The organism is Actinotalea soli, assembly GCF_017565425.1.
Taxonomy (GTDB): Bacteria; Actinomycetota; Actinomycetes; order Actinomycetales; family Cellulomonadaceae; genus Actinotalea; species Actinotalea soli.
Map to the genome: position 1 here is coordinate 206,107 of NZ_JAGEMK010000003.1, position 14,505 is coordinate 220,611.

Genomic DNA, 14,505 nt, shown 5'->3' on the forward strand with positions numbered 1-14,505 from the left:
GCCAGCTGCTAGACCAGTTCGTCTGCACGGACCCTCCGCGCCGCCAGTACGACCGCCACCGCGGGTCCCACCACCCACGCGTCTGGGAGCTCGAGGTGCAGTCGCACCTGCGTGGGCTACGGGTACCAGTGTCATCCGGTGAGGCGCTGGTCCTAGGGTTCGACGCTGACGGCCTAGCTGCCGCCGTCCACCTCTGCTTCGACGACACGGGAAGCCAGGTGTTGATCTTGGCTGTGGCGTGCGCGCTCAGGTGCAGGAGTCGCGGATACGGACGAGAAGCGGTGGACGTTGCATTGAACGTCGCAGCGCGCACGAAGGAGAAGCACGGAGCCGACTTTGGTGTCTTCACCCGCATCGATCCGCGCAATGAGGCGAGCCGAGGCCTCTTTCGCTCGCGAGGTTTCGAGTACCTGGGCGTGTATGAGGGGTACGAGAACTGGGTGCGCGACATCTAGGTGCAGGCGTCACCCCACGGGTAGCACCCGCTCCTCCGGCACCCACGCGTTCCAAGGCGCTCGCCCGGCGATGTCCTGGCGCACGCAGACGTATCCCGGGGCTCGAGCGATGGCGTAGACCTGCGCGGTGACTTCGTGGCCGCCGTAGGTGTTCGTCGTCACGACGGCTCTACGGGGCTGGGGCAGCACGGTCTGCGGCCGGGGCTCGCCGTGGTTGACCAACCAGGACCAGTAGTAGGGGGCGGGGGGGTTCATGCCGTGAGGATCCCCCGCGGCACCGACACCAGTGCGTCCCCGGCCGAGACGCCCTAGTCGCGGTCCGGCTTGGACTTCATGTACTGACCGACACCGTAGGCAGTGGTCAGGATTCCTGAGAGCAGCAAGATCGCGAAGAGCGGGCCCGCCCCGTTGCTGCGGACCATTACTGAGACGATCAGGAGCGCGACGCCAACGGCGAGCCAGATGGGCAGTGGTCGATCCCTGTGGTTGGTTGCCATGCCGGACAGTAGACCACCCGGAGCGGACAACGCCGCCCCCACCCGTCAGGGCAGGGGCGGCGTTCGTCGTCCAGGTGCGGGTCTCGCTCAGCCCTGCTTAGCGGCGCCAGCCTCGACGTCCGTGGTCCCGGCGATCATCCCGCCGATGCGGGCCGCTTGCGCCCTGAGCCAGGCGGCGTAGTCCCCGAGCTGGTCGGCCGTGAGCGCGTCGTCGGGGTGTAGCCCGTAGACGTGGATCTCCGGCGGGTCGCTCCTCTCGTTGCCGAATCCCTCGACCTGGACCACTCGCAGCCTGGCGTTGTACCCGTTCTTCCAGGTGTAGTCCTCGGACCAGTGGTACATGGCGAGCAGCCGGCCGTCGGGGTCGCGCTCCTCGTCGCATCCGGTCGGCGGGCACCAGGGCTGGTGCGTGATGGTCGGCTCGGTTCTGGTGCTCATGGTCATGCCTCCTGGTTGTGCAACCGCCACGCGCCGTGGCGTGTCTCAGCATTACTTGCGGTTCCGGGGATGTGCACCGTGCACGCCAACAGCGCGCGGGAGGCCCTGACCAAGGTCTGCACGCTCCCCCTCCTGGCCGGGGAGAACGTCTCGGCGGCCTTCGTGGTCCCGACGGTCGCCTCGGCCGTGGACATCGTCGTGCACCTGGACGTCGACGCCCGCGGTCGGCGACGCACCCGCGAGATCGTCGCCGTGCCGGGGCGGGTCGAGAACGGCGTGGTGGAAGCTACCGACGTCTTCTCCCAGCGGGACGGTGCTCTGCGCCGGGCCGGGGGGTTCCCCCCGCACGCGGACCGCTATGCGCGCGCGGGCATCGACCTCGCCGAGCTCCTGCGGGAGGCGGTCTGACGTGGGGGTGGTGACCGGCCTGCTCCTCGGCGCCGGGTTGTGCCTGGTGCTGTGGGCCCTGACCTCGGAGCCCTCACCGCGGCGGCGGCAGAGCCGGTGGTCGGAGAACACCAGCGACCTCCTCGTCCAGGCCGGTGCCCCCGGGGTGACCCCGGTGGCGCTGATCGGTGCGTGCGCGACCACCGGCCTGCTGGTCGGCGTGCTGGCGCTGGCGCTGACCCAGTCGCCAGCGGTCGCGACCTGCTTCGCGATCATGGGAGCCGCCGCTCCCCAGGCGCTCGTCCGGGGACGTGCCCGGTCACGCCGCGCCGCGCTGCGCACCGTGTGGCCCGAGGTCGTCGACCACCTGTCCTCCGGCATCCGCGCCGGCCTCTCCCTGCCCGAGGCCCTCGGCCAGCTCGGCACACGGGGACCGGTCGAGCTCCGCCCCGCCTTCGCAGCCTTCGCGGAGGACTACCGCGTGAGCGGACGGTTCGGCGACTGCCTCGACACCCTCAAGGCCCGCCTGGCCGACCCGGTGGCCGACCGCATCGTGGAGGCCCTGCGCCTCACCCGTGAGGTCGGCGGCACCGACCTCGGGCGGCTCCTGCGCACACTCGCCGGGTTCCTGCGGGAGGACCTGCGCACCCGGGGAGAGCTCGAGGCCCGACAGGGGTGGACCGTGAACGCGGCACGCCTGGCCGTCGCCGCCCCCTGGGTGGTCCTCGCCCTGCTCTCGACCCGACCCGAGGCGGCCTCGGCCTACGACACCCCCGCCGGGGTCGCGGTGCTCGCCATGGGCGCCGGCTCCTCGGTGGTCGCCTACCAGCTGATGGTGCGCATCGGGCGACTGCCCGAGGACGTGCGGGTCCTGCGATGACGGCGATGTGGGTGGTCCCCACCTGGATAGGAGGCGTGGTCGGAGGCCTCGGCGGTCTCGGCATCTGGCTGATCGCGTGGCGGCTCAGCTCCCGCCGACCGCGGCTCGACGCGCGGCTCGCGCCCTACCTGCGTCCCAAGCAGAGCGGCTCACGCCTCCTGCTGGCCCCCGCCGCCCACTCGCCCTTCCCGACCCTCGAGCGCCTGCTCGCCCCCGTGATGCTCGACGCCGTGGGCCTCGTCGAACGCTGGGGGTCGCCCACCGTCGAGCTCCAGCGCCGCCTGATGCGGGCCGGCCGAGGGCAGAGCGTCGAGCAGTTCCGTGCTGAGCAGGTCATCTGGACCGTGCTCGGCACCGCCCTCGGCCTGGCCTTCGCCCTCCTGCTCGTCGCGACGCGCGGGACCCACCCGGTGGCAGGTCTGCTGGTCGTGGCCGCAGCGGCGATCACAGGGCTGGTCAGCCGGGACCAGCTGCTCAGCCGACAGATCCGGCGGCGCGAGGAACGGATCCTTGCGGAGCTGCCGACGGTCGCCGAGCTCCTCGCCCTCGCGGTCGGGGCGGGCGAAGGGGCGTCCGGGGCGCTCGACCGGGTCGCGCGCACCACGCACGGCGAGCTCGCCGGCGAGCTGGCCCAGACGGTCGCCGATACCCGCGCCGGGACGCCGCTGACCGTCGCCCTCGACCGTCTCGCCGACCGCACCGGCGTGACGAGCCTGGCCCGGTTCGCCGAGGCCATCTCGGTCGCCGTCGACCGCGGGACGCCGTTGGCGGACGTCCTGCGCGCCCAGGCCGACGACGTCCGCGAAGCCGGCCGACGCGCCCTCATGGAGGCCGGTGGCCGCAAGGAGGTGATCATGATGGTTCCCGTGGTGTTCCTCATCCTTCCCGTCACCGTCGTGTTCGCGGTGTTCCCCGGGCTCGCCGCCCTGCGCATCGACCTGTGACCAGACCAACACCCGACCACCCGACGGCGTCCCTCACCGGTCGTCACCACCCACCAGGAGGACCTGTGCAGCACCACACCGAGGCTGACCTGCCCGACGAGCAGCTGATCTTCGACGACCGGGGCGACGTACCGGGCTGGGTCCTGGTGACCCTCATGACCGCGGGCCTGGTCATCGCCCTGTGGGCCGTCGCCGGTCCCGCGCTGATCGGCGTCTTCGAGAGCGCCATCGCGCGTGTCACCGCGGTCTGAGAGGCCCGCGCACCTGCGCTCCGCGCTCCCGCAGGACGGGGAACGAGGTGCGGCGATTGTCGACTTCGTCCTCGTGGGCGCCCTGACCACGGTCCTTTTCGCCGCCGTGCTGCAGCTCGCCCTGACCTTGCACGTGCGGTCGACGCTCATCGACTGCGCCGCCGAGGGGGCGCGGTACGGCGCCCTGGCCGACCGGGACCCCGCGCACGGTGCCGAGCGGGCACGTGAGCTCATCCAGATGTCCTTGTCGCCACGCTTCGCCCAGGACGTCACCGCCCAGGCCGTGGTGATCGACGGCCTGGACGTGGTGCGCGTCGAGGTCAACGCCCCGCTCCCCCTGGTCGGCCTGCTGGGTCCGACGACCCTCACGGTCGACGGCCATGCGTTGGACGAGGCCGCATGAGACGGACCGAACGAGCGCCCACCAGGGACCCGGAGCAGGCGGAGGTCGACCACGAGGCGGGCAGCGCGGTGGTCGAGTTCCTGGGCGTCTCCTTGCTCCTCCTGGTGCCGGTCGTCTACCTCGTGGTCGTGCTGGCCCACCTGCAGGCCGCCACCTTCGCCGTCGACGGGGCGGCCCGCGAGGCCGCCCGGGCGTACACGACCGCCCAGGACACCGACCAGGCCCAGAGCCGCGCCGTCTCAGCCGTGGCCCTCGCCCTCGGAGACCAGGGGCTGGATCCGGCGGCCGCCCCCGGAGCCGTCGGGGTCGTGTGCTCGACCACCTGCCTCGAGCCGGGGTCGGACGTCACCGTGACGGTCGACGTCGAGGTGCCCCTGCCCGGCGTCCCGGGCTCCGTCCGAGGTGTCGTGCCGCTCGCCGTCCCCGTGTCGGCCGTCGCGACCGGTCACGTCGACACCTTCGCGGGGGCCGGCGATGAGTGACCCCCGACGCCACGTCGACACGTGGGCGAGGCGCCTGCGGCATCGCATCACCGGCCCCCACCGCGACGAGGGCCAGATCCTCCTGCTGTCGATCGCCTACGGGGTGCTCGCCCTGCTGCTCGTCACCGTGGTGGTCTCCGCGAGCAGCATCCACCTCGAGCGCAAGCGCCTCCTCGCCCTGGCCGACCACGTCGCGCTGGCCGCGGCCGATGCCCTCGACGAGGACGTCTACTACGGGCGCGGCGACGAGCTGCCGCCCGACGGCGGCCTCGTCGTCCTCACCCCGGACTCGGTGCGCGGTGCCGCCGAGGACCAGCTCGCCGCCTCGCCCGCGACCGGGCGACTGACCGGCATCCACGTCGTCAGCACCGCGACCCCCGACGAGCGCACCGCCGAGGTCACCCTCGCGGCCCGGGCACGACCACCGCTGATCAGCGCGATCACCACGCTCTGGTCCGACGGCATCCGGCTCGAGGCCACCGCGCGAGCCCGCACCCGGTAGGGCCGCGAGGGCTTGCCCCGGGGCCTGGTCCCGACCCTCCGGCCACCTACCCGCGCCGAGGCCGCTGTCCTACAGTCCAGACGTGACCCCGGCACGCCCCGCGAGCGCCCCCGCCCCCGACCGGATCAGGTGGGCGCTCGAGCTGCTCGACCCCGCCCCGTCGGCACGCGTGCTCGAGATCGGATGCGGTCCGGGCGTCGCCGTCGAGCTCCTCACGCCGCGGCTCACCACCGGGACCATGCTCGCGATCGACCGATCAACCGTCGCCGTGACCAGGGCCCGACGACGCAACGAGGAGCACCTCCTCGACGGGCGGCTCGAGCTCCGCGAGTCCACCCTCGCCGACCTCGAGGTACCCGCAGGCTCCTTCGCCCTCGCGTTCTCGATCGACGTCAACCTCTTCTGGACCGGCGAGGCCCGCGACGAGCTCACGGTCCTCCACCGCTGCCTCGCTCCGGACGCCGTCCTGGCCGTCCTGTACGGGCCCGGCCCCGGTGGTGCCACGTCGGCCACCCGTCACCTGGAGCGCGTCGCCACGAACCTCGCGCGCCACGGCTTCGCGATCGAGCAGAGGCCCGCCACCGCACGAGGCAGCGGCGTCATCGCCCGCCGTCCCTGACCGCGGCAGCCCCGGCGCCTGACCAGCCCAGCCCACCAGCCCTCCAGGGGCAGCGACGCGCGGGCGCCGTGGGGCGCCCGCCGCAAGGTAACCTCGACCACCGTGGCAGCCACCGACTTCTCCGCCGAGATCGCCGCACTGCGGACCACCTTCGGGACCATCAGTGCGGTGACCGACCCGGACGCGCTCCGGTCCCGGATCGCCGAGCTCTCCGACCAGGCCTCGGCCCCTGACCTGTGGGACGACACCGCCGCGGCGCAGAAGGTCACCTCCGAGCTGTCCCACGCGCAGACCGACCTCGAGCGCATCGAGGGCTTCGACCAGCGCATCGAGGACCTCGAGACCCTCGTCGAGATGGCCCGCGAGGAGGCCGACGAGGACACCCTCGCCGACGCCGAGAACGAGCTCGCGTCCCTGCGCAAGGACCTGGGCGCCCTCGAGGTCCGCACCCTGCTCAACGGCGAGTACGACGCGCGCGAGGCCGTCGTCACCATCCGCGCGGGGGCCGGTGGCGTGGACGCCGCGGACTTCGCCGAGATGCTGCTGCGCATGTACCTGCGGTGGGCCGAGCGCCACGGCTACCCCACCCAGGTGCTCGACACCTCCTACGCCGAAGAGGCCGGCCTCAAGTCCGCGACCTTCGAGGTGCAGGTGCCCTACGCCTTCGGCACGCTCTCGGTCGAGGCCGGCACCCACCGCCTGGTGCGCATCTCCCCCTTCGACAACCAGGGCCGTCGCCAGACGAGCTTCGCTGCGGTCGAGGTGGTCCCGCTCATCGAGCAGACCGACCACATCGACATCCCCGAGAACGAGATCAAGGTCGACGTCTTCCGCTCCTCGGGCCCGGGTGGCCAGTCGGTCAACACCACCGACTCCGCGGTGCGCCTCACGCACATCCCCACCGGCACGGTCGTGTCGATGCAGAACGAGAAGAGCCAGATCCAGAACCGAGCCGCGGCCCTCCGCGTGCTGCAGTCCCGGCTGCTCGTGCTGCGCCAGGCCGAGGAGAAGGCCACCAAGAAGGAGCTCGCGGGGGACATCAAGGCCAGCTGGGGCGACCAGATGCGCTCCTACGTGCTGCAGCCGTACCAGATGGTCAAGGACCTGCGCACCGAGTTCGAGGTCGGCACCCCGAGCGCCGTGTTCGACGGCGACATCGACGGGTTCATCGAGGCCGGCATCCGCTGGCGCCGCGGCGGCAGCGAGACCTGAGGTCGCGCCGGCGTCCGCTGGTGCGCCCTCGGCCCACCTGTCCGCCGGCTCCTCAGTTCTGGGTCGCCAGCACGGCGAAGACCAGGACAGCGGCCAGCACCAGGCCGGCCATGAGCCACACCGCGGTGCGCACGAGCTGATGTCGCACTGCTCACCTCCTCACACGAGCTCGAAGAGCTCGAGATGGACATGGTCGGTCGGAACACCGCGCTCCGCGAGGGCGGCCTGGACGGCGTCGGTCATGGGGACGGGGCCGCACAGGAAGTACCGCGACCGCTCGTAGCCCTCGCCGAGGTGGCGGTCGAGCACGTCGCCGTCGATGAACCCCGTCTCGCCCTCCCACCCCTCGGGCGCGTCCTCCAGGACGTGCACCACGGTGAGGTCCAGCCGACCGCGCAGCTCCTCGAGCTCCTCGCGGTACGGCACCTCCTCCCAGGTGGGGTTGCCCAGGACGACCAGGCACGGGCGGGCGTCCTGCCGGTCGGCGAGGGTGCGCAGCATGCTCAGCACCGGGGCGATGCCGATCCCCCCCACCACGAAGACGAAGCGAGGGCCCTCGTGCCGCTCGTAGCTGAACACGCCGTACGGCCCGTCGAGGTAGGCGCGGGTCCCGGGCTCGAGGTCACCCACGGTCGAGGTGAAGTCCCCGGCCTCGGCGATGGCGAACTGCACCGCCCCCGGCTCCTCGGCCGAGGAGGCGATCGAGAAGGGGTGCTCGCGCACCGCGAAGGGGGAGCGCCCGAAGGTGACCCAGGCGAACTGCCCGGGGGCGAAGCGCAGGCCGTCGTGCCCGACGGGCCGGAGCTCGACCGTCCACGACGAACCTCGCGCCGGGGTCACCGAGGTGACCTCCCAGGGCCGGCGCCGCTCCCGCCACGGCTGCACGACGTACACGTTCACCAGCAGCGTCACGAACGCCGCGGACATCACGATCCACAGGCTTCGCTTCCAGAACCCGTCGACGTAGTACCCGACCTGCTCGATGTGCGCGAGGGCCGCCACGACGACCACCGCCGCCAGCGAGCCGTGCAGCACCCGCCACACCTCGTACCGGAGCCGCAGCCGACGGCGCCAGATCGAGGTGGCGACCAGCACCAGGAGCGCGGCGACGGAGAGCACCCCGAACCGGGCCTGCCAGTCCGCCTCGACCAGGTTGAGGACCTCGAGCATCTCTGGCTGGGTCACGAAGATGATCGTCGGGTGGGCCAGGACGAAGACCATCGCGACGTAGGAGATCTCCCGGTGGAACTGGAGGACGGCGTCCAGTCCGAAGGGGGCGTTCACCGCCGAGAACCGGCTGACCACCGCGAACTGGAGCCCCAGCATCGACAGCCCCACGAACCCCAGCCCGACGGAGATCTCCGTCCAGAGGTCTCGGCCGGGCGGCGGGTTCGCCGTCACGGCGACCAGCAGAGGCCCTACCGTGACCAGGAGGTACAGCATGAACCAGGCGGCCCCGCCCGCAGCGACCCCGACCCCCGTGGCCCGCGAGGACCCGCCACCTGCTGCCTGCGCCATACGCCTCCCTCATACCGGCCCCGCGCCTCGAACGGGCCCGTGGGTCGTCCACTACCGTGCCGTCGTGGGAGAGTCACCGCATCTTGGGAGGGTCCCCGCATCTCGGCAGACTCCCGCTCAGCAGCTCCGGTGTCAGGCTCTGTGACCACTTGTCCGCCTTCGCCTGCGGGGTCCACCCCCTGCTGGCGGCGTGTCACGAGCGCGGGCGAGGCCCCGCCTGCCTACTCTCGACCCGGCGTGAGCCACGCCCACCTCCTGGTGGTCGGGGCGCGCACCGCACCCACACCCCCCTGAGAGTGGCCGGCACCCGTGATCCGATTCGAGAACGTCACCAAGGTCTATGCGCGTGGCGCCCGCCCGGCGCTCGACGCCATCGACCTCGAGGTCGAGCGTGGAGAGTTCCTCTTCCTCGTCGGCGCCTCGGGCTCCGGCAAGTCGACCTTCCTGCGCCTGGTCCTGCGTGAGGAGCGGCCCAGCGCGGGCCGCATCTTCGTGGCCGGCAAGGAGCTCTCGACCCTGTCCACCTGGAAGGTCCCGCACCTGCGCCGTCAGATCGGCGCCGTGTTCCAGGACTTCCGGCTGCTGCCCAACAAGACGGTCTTCGAGAACGTGGCCTTCGCGCTGCAGGTGATCGGCAAGCCCCGCCACCACATCCTCACCACCGTCCCGGACACCCTCGAGCTGGTCGGCCTGGGCGGCAAGGAGAAGCGGCTGCCGCACGAGCTCTCCGGCGGCGAGCAGCAGCGCGTGGCCATCGCCCGCGCCTTCGTCAACCGACCCTCGATCCTCCTCGCGGACGAGCCCACCGGGAACCTCGACCCCACCACCTCGGTCGGCATCATGCGCCTGCTCGACCGCATCAACCGCACCGGGACCACGGTCGTGATGGCCACCCACGACGACGAGATCGTCGACCAGATGCGCAAGCGCGTGGTCGAGCTCGAGTCCGGCCAGATGGTCCGTGACCAGTCCCGCGGCGTCTACGGATCGGCTCGCTGATGCGACTGCAGTTCATCCTGTCCGAGATCGGCATCGGGCTGCGCCGCAACCTGTCGATGGCCGTCTCGGTGATCCTCGTGACCTTCGTGTCGCTGACCTTCGTCGGCGCCGCCGGGCTGCTCCAGCTGCAGATCGGCGAGATGAAGGACGACTGGTACGACCAGGTCGAGGTCACCATCTACCTGTGCCCCCAGGACTCCGACGTCCCGACCTGCGCCGGCGGTCAGATCAGCGACGAGCAGACCGAGGCCCTGCGCGAGGAGCTCGACTCCCCGGCCATGGCGGACTACGTCGAGGCGGCCTACTACGAGAGCCAGGAGGAGGCGTACGACGCCTTCCAGGAGCGCTTCGCCGACGAGTGGTGGGCCCAGGGCCTGACTCCCGACCAGATGCAGGCGTCCTTCCGGGTGGCCCTGGTCGACCCGTCCCAGTACCAGGTGGTCGCCGACCAGTTCACCGGCCGCCAAGGTGTCGAGGACGTGCGCGACCCACGGGCGGTCGTCGAGCCCCTGATCCTGGTGATGAACAGGCTGAGCCTCGTGGCCGCGGGCATCGCGGGGATCATGCTGCTCGCCGCCGTGCTGCTCATCACGACCACGATCCGCCTCTCGGCCATGAGCCGCCGGCGCGAGACGGGCATCATGCGGCTCGTCGGTGCCTCCAACCTCTTCATCCAGCTGCCGTTCATGCTCGAGGGGGCGATCGCCGCGACCATCGGCGCGGTCATGGCCGTCGCCGGGCTGTGGTTCGGCATGAGGTACCTCGTCGAGGACTGGCTGGCCCAGTCGGTGCAGTTCATCCCCTACGTGGGGACCGACGAGGTGTGGATGATCGCCCCGGTGCTCGTGGCCGTCGCGATCGCCCTCGCGGCGATCTCCTCGGTGGTCACCCTGAGCCGCTACACGAAGGTCTGACGATGCGCACCCTCCCCCGCCCCGCCCGCCCCGCCGCGAGGACCTCGCCGTCGGGCGCGCCCCGCGCCGCAGGACGGCGGTTCTCGCCCGCACGCGTCCGAGCCGGCCTCGCCGGGGGGCTGGCCACGCTGATGCTGGGCGTCGGCCTGGTCTCGCCGATCGGTCCCGCCGTCGCCAGCAGCCTCGAGGACCAGCGCGAGAAGACCGAGGCCGAGCAGCGCGCGACCGACGAGGCGATGAAGGAGCTCGAGGCCCACCTCGAGGACACCGACGCCGACATCATCGCGACCCAGGCCGAGCTCGAGGGCATCGAGGCGCGCATCCCTGCGGCCGAGGCCGAGCTCGCCACGGCCGAGAACCTCCTGGCCGAGCTGCAGCGCGAGGCCGCGCTGATCGCCGAGCGGCTCGTGGACGCCGAGGTGCTCGAGGAGAGCATCAGCACCAAGATCGACGAGGATGACGCCCGCACCGACCAGACGCGCTCGGCGATCGGCCAGATGGCGCGCGAGGCGTACAAGGGCGACATGACGGCGTCCTCCTTGTCGGCCGTGCTCGGCGCGCAGGACACCGACGACTTCGTCACCCAGTCCGCCATGGCCACGACGGCCCTGCGCACCCAGACCCAGGCCCTGCGGGACCTCGAGCAGCTCAACGGGGTCAACCGGAACCGCCAGGTGCGCCTCGAGGCCGTGCGTAAGGAGATCACCGGGCTCAAGGCCGAGGCTGACGCCAAGGTCGTCGAGGCCGAGGCGGCGCGCGAGCAGGCCGAGGCGCGCAAGGTCGAGCTCGACACCCTGCTCGACCAGCAGCAGGTCAAGCTGGCGAAGATCGAGGCCACCCGCGACCAGTACTTCGCCGACAAGGCCCAGCTCGAGCGCCAGCAGAAGTCCCTCGAGAGCGAGCTCAAGGAGATCATCCGCAAGGAGCAGGCCGCCGAGGCCAAGCGTCTCGCCGAGGAGGAGGCCCGGCGCAAGGCCGCCGAGAAGGCTGCGGCCGGCAGCGGGTCGTCCGGGGGCTCCTCGGGCGGGTCATCGGGCGGCGGCGCGTCCTCGGGCGGATCATCCGGTGGGGGCTCCGCCGGGGGGGCGTCCGGCGGGACACCCGGGGCCGTCCTCAGCTACCCGAGCCCGATGAACCCGCCGTACATCACCTCGGAGTACGGCTGGCGCGTGCACCCGATCCATGGCGACCTGCGCCTGCACGCCGGCACCGACTTCCGCGCGTACTGCGGCACCCCGATCATCTCCGCCGGCTCGGGGACGGTGCAGTGGGCCTACTACCGCGGGGGTTTCGGCAACCAGGTGATGGTCAACCACGGGTACCACAACGGCTCCTCGCTCATGACGAGCTACAACCACCTCTCGCGCTTCGCCGTGAGCGCTGGCCAGCAGGTCAGCGCGGGCACCGTGCTCGGCTACTCGGGGACCACCGGCACCTCGACCGCGTGCCACCTGCACTTCGAGGTGTACGTCAACGGGTCGACGCAGAACCCGCGCAACTTCTTCTGAGACGGGCCCGCGAGAGCTCGGCCGGCCGTCGGCGGGAATTGCGGAGCCGGGGGCCGCCCCGATCACCTAGCCTGGTGCGATGGCCAAGGAGACAGGGCGCAAGCTCGTCGCGAGCAACAAGAAGGCGCGGCACGACTTTCACATCGACGACACGTTCGAGGCGGGCATCGTGCTGACCGGCACCGAGGTCAAGGCCCTGCGTGCCGGACGCGCCTCCCTGGTCGACGGGTTCGTGCAGGTGGACCGCGGTGAGGCCTGGCTCGAGGGGGTCCACATCCCCGAGTACACCGAGGGCACCTGGACCAACCACGCTCCCCGGCGCAAGCGCAAGCTCTTGCTGCACAAGCACCAGATCGTCGAGATCGAGCACGAGTCCCAGGGCAAGGGTCACACGGTCATCCCCCTGGCCCTGTACTTCGTCGACGGCCGGGCCAAGGTCGAGATCGCCCTGGCCCGGGGCAAGAAGGAGTACGACAAGCGCCACGCGCTGCGCGAGCGCCAGGAGGTCCGCGAGGCCCAGGCCGCGATGAGCCTGCGGAAGAACCGGTGAGGGCAGCCCGCCCCGCCACCACGCCCTCCAGCCCGGCCCCGTCGCCGCACCCCGTCCGCGCCGCCGCGCGGGGAGCCCTCGCCCTCCTCGCCGGAGCCGCCCTCGCCCTGATCGGCGCCGCCCCCGCTGCGGCCGGGTCCGAGGACGCCGCGCAGGACGACCGCGTCGCGGCCTACGACCTCACGGTCGACCTCGACGAGCAAGGGCTCGCCGCCGTCACCCTCGGCCTGACCATGGACTTCGGCTCCGAGCCCAACCGCGGCCCGTACCTGACCTACCCGGTCAAGCAGCGTTTCGACGACGAGCAGGACCGGGTCTACCGGATCACCGACGTGCAGGCCACGAGCGAGACCGCCCCGACCGACGTGGACGTCGAGGAGAACGGCCGGTGGCTGGAGATCCGCATCGGTGACCCGGACGAGAACATCCTCACCGGTGAGCACTCCTACCAGGTGACCTTCCAGGTCGAGGGCTGGGTCAACGCCGCCGACTACCCGTGGCCCGACGGCGCCCTCGAGCGTGACGAGCTCTACCTCAACGTCGTGACCGACTGGGCCCTGCCCGTCGAGGACGTCACCGTCACGGTCAACGCTCCGGCGGAGCCCGTGGACGGTGCCTGCGGGGTCGCCGAGGACCTCCCCTGCCAGGACGCCCGCGCCGCCGACGGCGGGGCGAGCTTCGCGCACGACCTGGTCCCCGCCGGGACCCCGCTCACCGTCGCGGTCGCCTACCCCCCGGGCACCTTCGCCGGGGTCGAGCCCGTGCTCATCGACCGGTGGGCCTTCAGCCGCGCCTACGCCCTCACCCCCGTGACCGGTGGTCTCGCGGCGCTCGTCGGCGTCGGTGGGGTGCTGCTCGTGCTGCGTCGGGTGCGGCGCCAGGGGCGGGACGAGCAGTTCCTCGGTCTGACCCCGGGGCTGCTGCCCGCCGGCGACCAGGAGCACGCCGTCGGCCCCCGGCGTCGCGGGCCGACGGCCGTCCAGCTCACACCGCCCGCCGGGCTGCATGCGGGCCAGCTGGGCACCCTCGTCGACGAGACGGCCGACCCGCACGACGTCACGGCGACGATCATCGACCTCGCGGTCCGCGGGTACCTGGTCATCGAGCAGGTCGACCCGGCCGAGGTCGCTGCGGCCGCCGAGGACGCCGACGCCGACCCCGCCGACGAGGACGCCGAGAAGGACTGGCGGCTCATCCGCACCGAGCAGCCCGCGACGGACCTGCTGCCCTACGAGACGACCCTCCTCGAGGAGATCTTCACCGACCGCGACCAGGTCACCCTGGCCGACCTGCGGACGAGGTTCCACGCCTCGATGACCAAGGTCCAGGGCGAGCTCTACGACGAGGTCACCGACCGCGGCTGGTTCCGCGGCAACCCGCAGAAGGCCCGCACCCGCTGGGCCCTGCACGGGTTGCTGCTGAGCGTCGTCGGCGTGCTGGTGGCCGTCGGGCTGGGCATCTGGACCTCGTTCGGCCTGGTGGGCCTGGCCGCCGTCGTGCCCGGGTTCCTCATGCTCGCGACGACGGGCAGGGCCCCCGCGCGGACGGCCCGCGGCACGGCGGTGCTCGTCCAGGCCGAGGGGTTCCGCCAGTACCTCGCCACGGCCGAGGCCGCCCAGCTGCGCTTCGAGGAGGGCGAGGACCTGTTCAGCCGGTACCTGCCCTTCGCGGTGGCCTTCGAGCTGACCGAGCGGTGGGCGCAGGTCTTCGCCGACCTCGCCGCGCAGGGCCGTGAGCTCCCCGAGCCCACCTGGTACGTCGGCCACTACGGCTACGCCGGGTTCTGGGCCGGGGCCGCGACCCTGGGCAGCGACCTGTCGACCTTCACGCACATCGCCGACACCGCGATCTCAGCACCGACCGCGGGCTCCGGGGGCTCCTCCGGCTTCAGCGGAGGTGGCTTCTCGGGCGGCGGCGTGGGTGGAGGGGGCGGCGGGTCCTGGTGA

At 72.1% G+C, this 14,505-nt stretch carries 17 protein-coding genes and 1 pseudogene; 15 read left to right on the top strand and 3 right to left on the bottom strand.

Features of this window, described 5'->3' with window-relative positions:
- Nucleotides 1-281 precede the first annotated feature (281 nt).
- The gene (locus tag J4G33_RS07910) at nucleotides 282-455 is read left to right on the top strand and encodes a hypothetical protein (RefSeq protein WP_208055395.1); all 174 of its coding nucleotides are present in this window, start codon (nucleotides 282-284) and stop codon (nucleotides 453-455) included.
- A 9-nt stretch (nucleotides 456-464) separates the two neighbouring features.
- Here the strand turns inward: J4G33_RS07910 and J4G33_RS07915 are convergent, their stop codons facing one another.
- Nucleotides 465-710, bottom strand: a complete 246-nt coding sequence (locus tag J4G33_RS07915) for a hypothetical protein (protein WP_208055396.1) — start codon at nucleotides 708-710, stop codon at nucleotides 465-467.
- Nucleotides 711-1,039: 329 nt separating this feature from the next.
- A complete protein-coding gene (locus J4G33_RS07920) occupies nucleotides 1,040-1,390 on the bottom strand; it encodes a hypothetical protein (RefSeq protein WP_208055397.1) in 351 nt (116 codons plus the stop codon).
- Between the two features lie 60 nt (nucleotides 1,391-1,450).
- On the opposite strand from J4G33_RS07920, the pseudogene J4G33_RS07925 reads away from it, so the two are divergent.
- The 9 genes and pseudogenes from J4G33_RS07925 to prfB all read left to right on the top strand — a co-directional run.
- Nucleotides 1,451-1,798: pseudogene (locus J4G33_RS07925) on the top strand (CpaF family protein); the annotation flags it as partial.
- Nucleotide 1,799: 1 nt separating this feature from the next.
- The gene (locus J4G33_RS07930) at nucleotides 1,800-2,657 is read left to right on the top strand and encodes a type II secretion system F family protein (protein WP_208055398.1); all 858 of its coding nucleotides are present in this window, start codon (nucleotides 1,800-1,802) and stop codon (nucleotides 2,655-2,657) included.
- A 35-nt stretch (nucleotides 2,658-2,692) separates the two neighbouring features.
- Nucleotides 2,693-3,601, top strand: coding sequence for a type II secretion system F family protein (locus J4G33_RS07935; RefSeq protein ID WP_307793803.1), 909 nt, complete (start codon nucleotides 2,693-2,695; stop codon nucleotides 3,599-3,601).
- A 65-nt stretch (nucleotides 3,602-3,666) separates the two neighbouring features.
- Nucleotides 3,667-3,852 (top strand): hypothetical protein, encoded by a 186-nt coding sequence (locus J4G33_RS07940; RefSeq protein WP_208055400.1) that lies wholly within the window; start codon nucleotides 3,667-3,669, stop codon nucleotides 3,850-3,852.
- Nucleotides 3,836-4,255, top strand: coding sequence for a TadE family protein (locus J4G33_RS07945; protein WP_307793804.1), 420 nt, complete (start codon nucleotides 3,836-3,838; stop codon nucleotides 4,253-4,255). The genes J4G33_RS07940 and J4G33_RS07945 overlap by 17 nt, the downstream gene beginning before the upstream one ends.
- A complete protein-coding gene (locus tag J4G33_RS07950) occupies nucleotides 4,252-4,737 on the top strand; it encodes a pilus assembly protein (RefSeq protein ID WP_208055401.1) in 486 nt (161 codons plus the stop codon). Before J4G33_RS07945 ends, J4G33_RS07950 begins: the two co-directional genes overlap by 4 nt.
- The gene (locus J4G33_RS07955) at nucleotides 4,730-5,239 is read left to right on the top strand and encodes a pilus assembly protein TadG-related protein (RefSeq protein ID WP_208055402.1); all 510 of its coding nucleotides are present in this window, start codon (nucleotides 4,730-4,732) and stop codon (nucleotides 5,237-5,239) included. The genes J4G33_RS07950 and J4G33_RS07955 overlap by 8 nt, the downstream gene beginning before the upstream one ends.
- A gap of 82 nt (nucleotides 5,240-5,321) precedes the next feature.
- Complete coding sequence (locus J4G33_RS07960; protein WP_208055403.1) at nucleotides 5,322-5,858, top strand: class I SAM-dependent DNA methyltransferase; 537 nt, start codon at nucleotides 5,322-5,324, stop codon at nucleotides 5,856-5,858.
- A gap of 102 nt (nucleotides 5,859-5,960) precedes the next feature.
- On the top strand, nucleotides 5,961-7,070 hold the full coding sequence (gene prfB, locus J4G33_RS07965; protein ID WP_208055404.1) for a peptide chain release factor 2: 1,110 nt from the start codon (nucleotides 5,961-5,963) through the stop codon (nucleotides 7,068-7,070).
- A 159-nt stretch (nucleotides 7,071-7,229) separates the two neighbouring features.
- Here the strand turns inward: prfB and J4G33_RS07970 are convergent, their stop codons facing one another.
- Nucleotides 7,230-8,588 (bottom strand): ferredoxin reductase family protein, encoded by a 1,359-nt coding sequence (locus J4G33_RS07970; protein ID WP_208055405.1) that lies wholly within the window; start codon nucleotides 8,586-8,588, stop codon nucleotides 7,230-7,232.
- Between the two features lie 309 nt (nucleotides 8,589-8,897).
- Between J4G33_RS07970 and ftsE the strand changes: the two genes are divergently transcribed.
- From ftsE to J4G33_RS07995, 5 genes are all read left to right on the top strand, one after another.
- Nucleotides 8,898-9,587 carry a cell division ATP-binding protein FtsE gene (ftsE, locus tag J4G33_RS07975; RefSeq protein WP_208055406.1) on the top strand — a complete coding sequence of 230 codons (690 nt, stop codon included), beginning with the start codon at nucleotides 8,898-8,900 and terminating at the stop codon, nucleotides 9,585-9,587.
- On the top strand, nucleotides 9,587-10,501 hold the full coding sequence (ftsX, locus tag J4G33_RS07980) for a permease-like cell division protein FtsX (RefSeq protein ID WP_208055407.1): 915 nt from the start codon (nucleotides 9,587-9,589) through the stop codon (nucleotides 10,499-10,501). The genes ftsE and ftsX overlap by 1 nt, the downstream gene beginning before the upstream one ends.
- Before the next feature lie 2 nt (nucleotides 10,502-10,503).
- Nucleotides 10,504-12,009, top strand: a complete 1,506-nt coding sequence (locus tag J4G33_RS07985; RefSeq protein ID WP_208055408.1) for a M23 family metallopeptidase — start codon at nucleotides 10,504-10,506, stop codon at nucleotides 12,007-12,009.
- A 79-nt stretch (nucleotides 12,010-12,088) separates the two neighbouring features.
- Complete coding sequence (gene smpB, locus J4G33_RS07990; protein ID WP_208055409.1) at nucleotides 12,089-12,559, top strand: SsrA-binding protein SmpB; 471 nt, start codon at nucleotides 12,089-12,091, stop codon at nucleotides 12,557-12,559.
- A complete protein-coding gene (locus J4G33_RS07995) occupies nucleotides 12,556-14,505 on the top strand; it encodes a DUF2207 domain-containing protein (protein ID WP_208055410.1) in 1,950 nt (649 codons plus the stop codon). The genes smpB and J4G33_RS07995 overlap by 4 nt, the downstream gene beginning before the upstream one ends.

Bases quoted from the DNA above. Each gene is read 5' to 3' on its own strand.
- J4G33_RS07915 (WP_208055396.1), bottom strand. From the start codon at position 710: ATGAACCCCCCCGCCCCCTACTACTGGTCCTGGTTGGTCAACCACGGC.
- J4G33_RS07920 (WP_208055397.1), bottom strand. From the start codon at position 1,390: ATGAGCACCAGAACCGAGCCGACCATCACGCACCAGCCCTGGTGCCCG.
- J4G33_RS07950 (WP_208055401.1), top strand. From the start codon at position 4,252: ATGAGACGGACCGAACGAGCGCCCACCAGGGACCCGGAGCAGGCGGAG.
- J4G33_RS07955 (WP_208055402.1), top strand. From the start codon at position 4,730: ATGAGTGACCCCCGACGCCACGTCGACACGTGGGCGAGGCGCCTGCGG.
- J4G33_RS07970 (WP_208055405.1), bottom strand. From the start codon at position 8,588: ATGGCGCAGGCAGCAGGTGGCGGGTCCTCGCGGGCCACGGGGGTCGGG.
- ftsX (WP_208055407.1), top strand. From the start codon at position 9,587: ATGCGACTGCAGTTCATCCTGTCCGAGATCGGCATCGGGCTGCGCCGC.
- J4G33_RS07985 (WP_208055408.1), top strand. From the start codon at position 10,504: ATGCGCACCCTCCCCCGCCCCGCCCGCCCCGCCGCGAGGACCTCGCCG.
- smpB (WP_208055409.1), top strand. From the start codon at position 12,089: ATGGCCAAGGAGACAGGGCGCAAGCTCGTCGCGAGCAACAAGAAGGCG.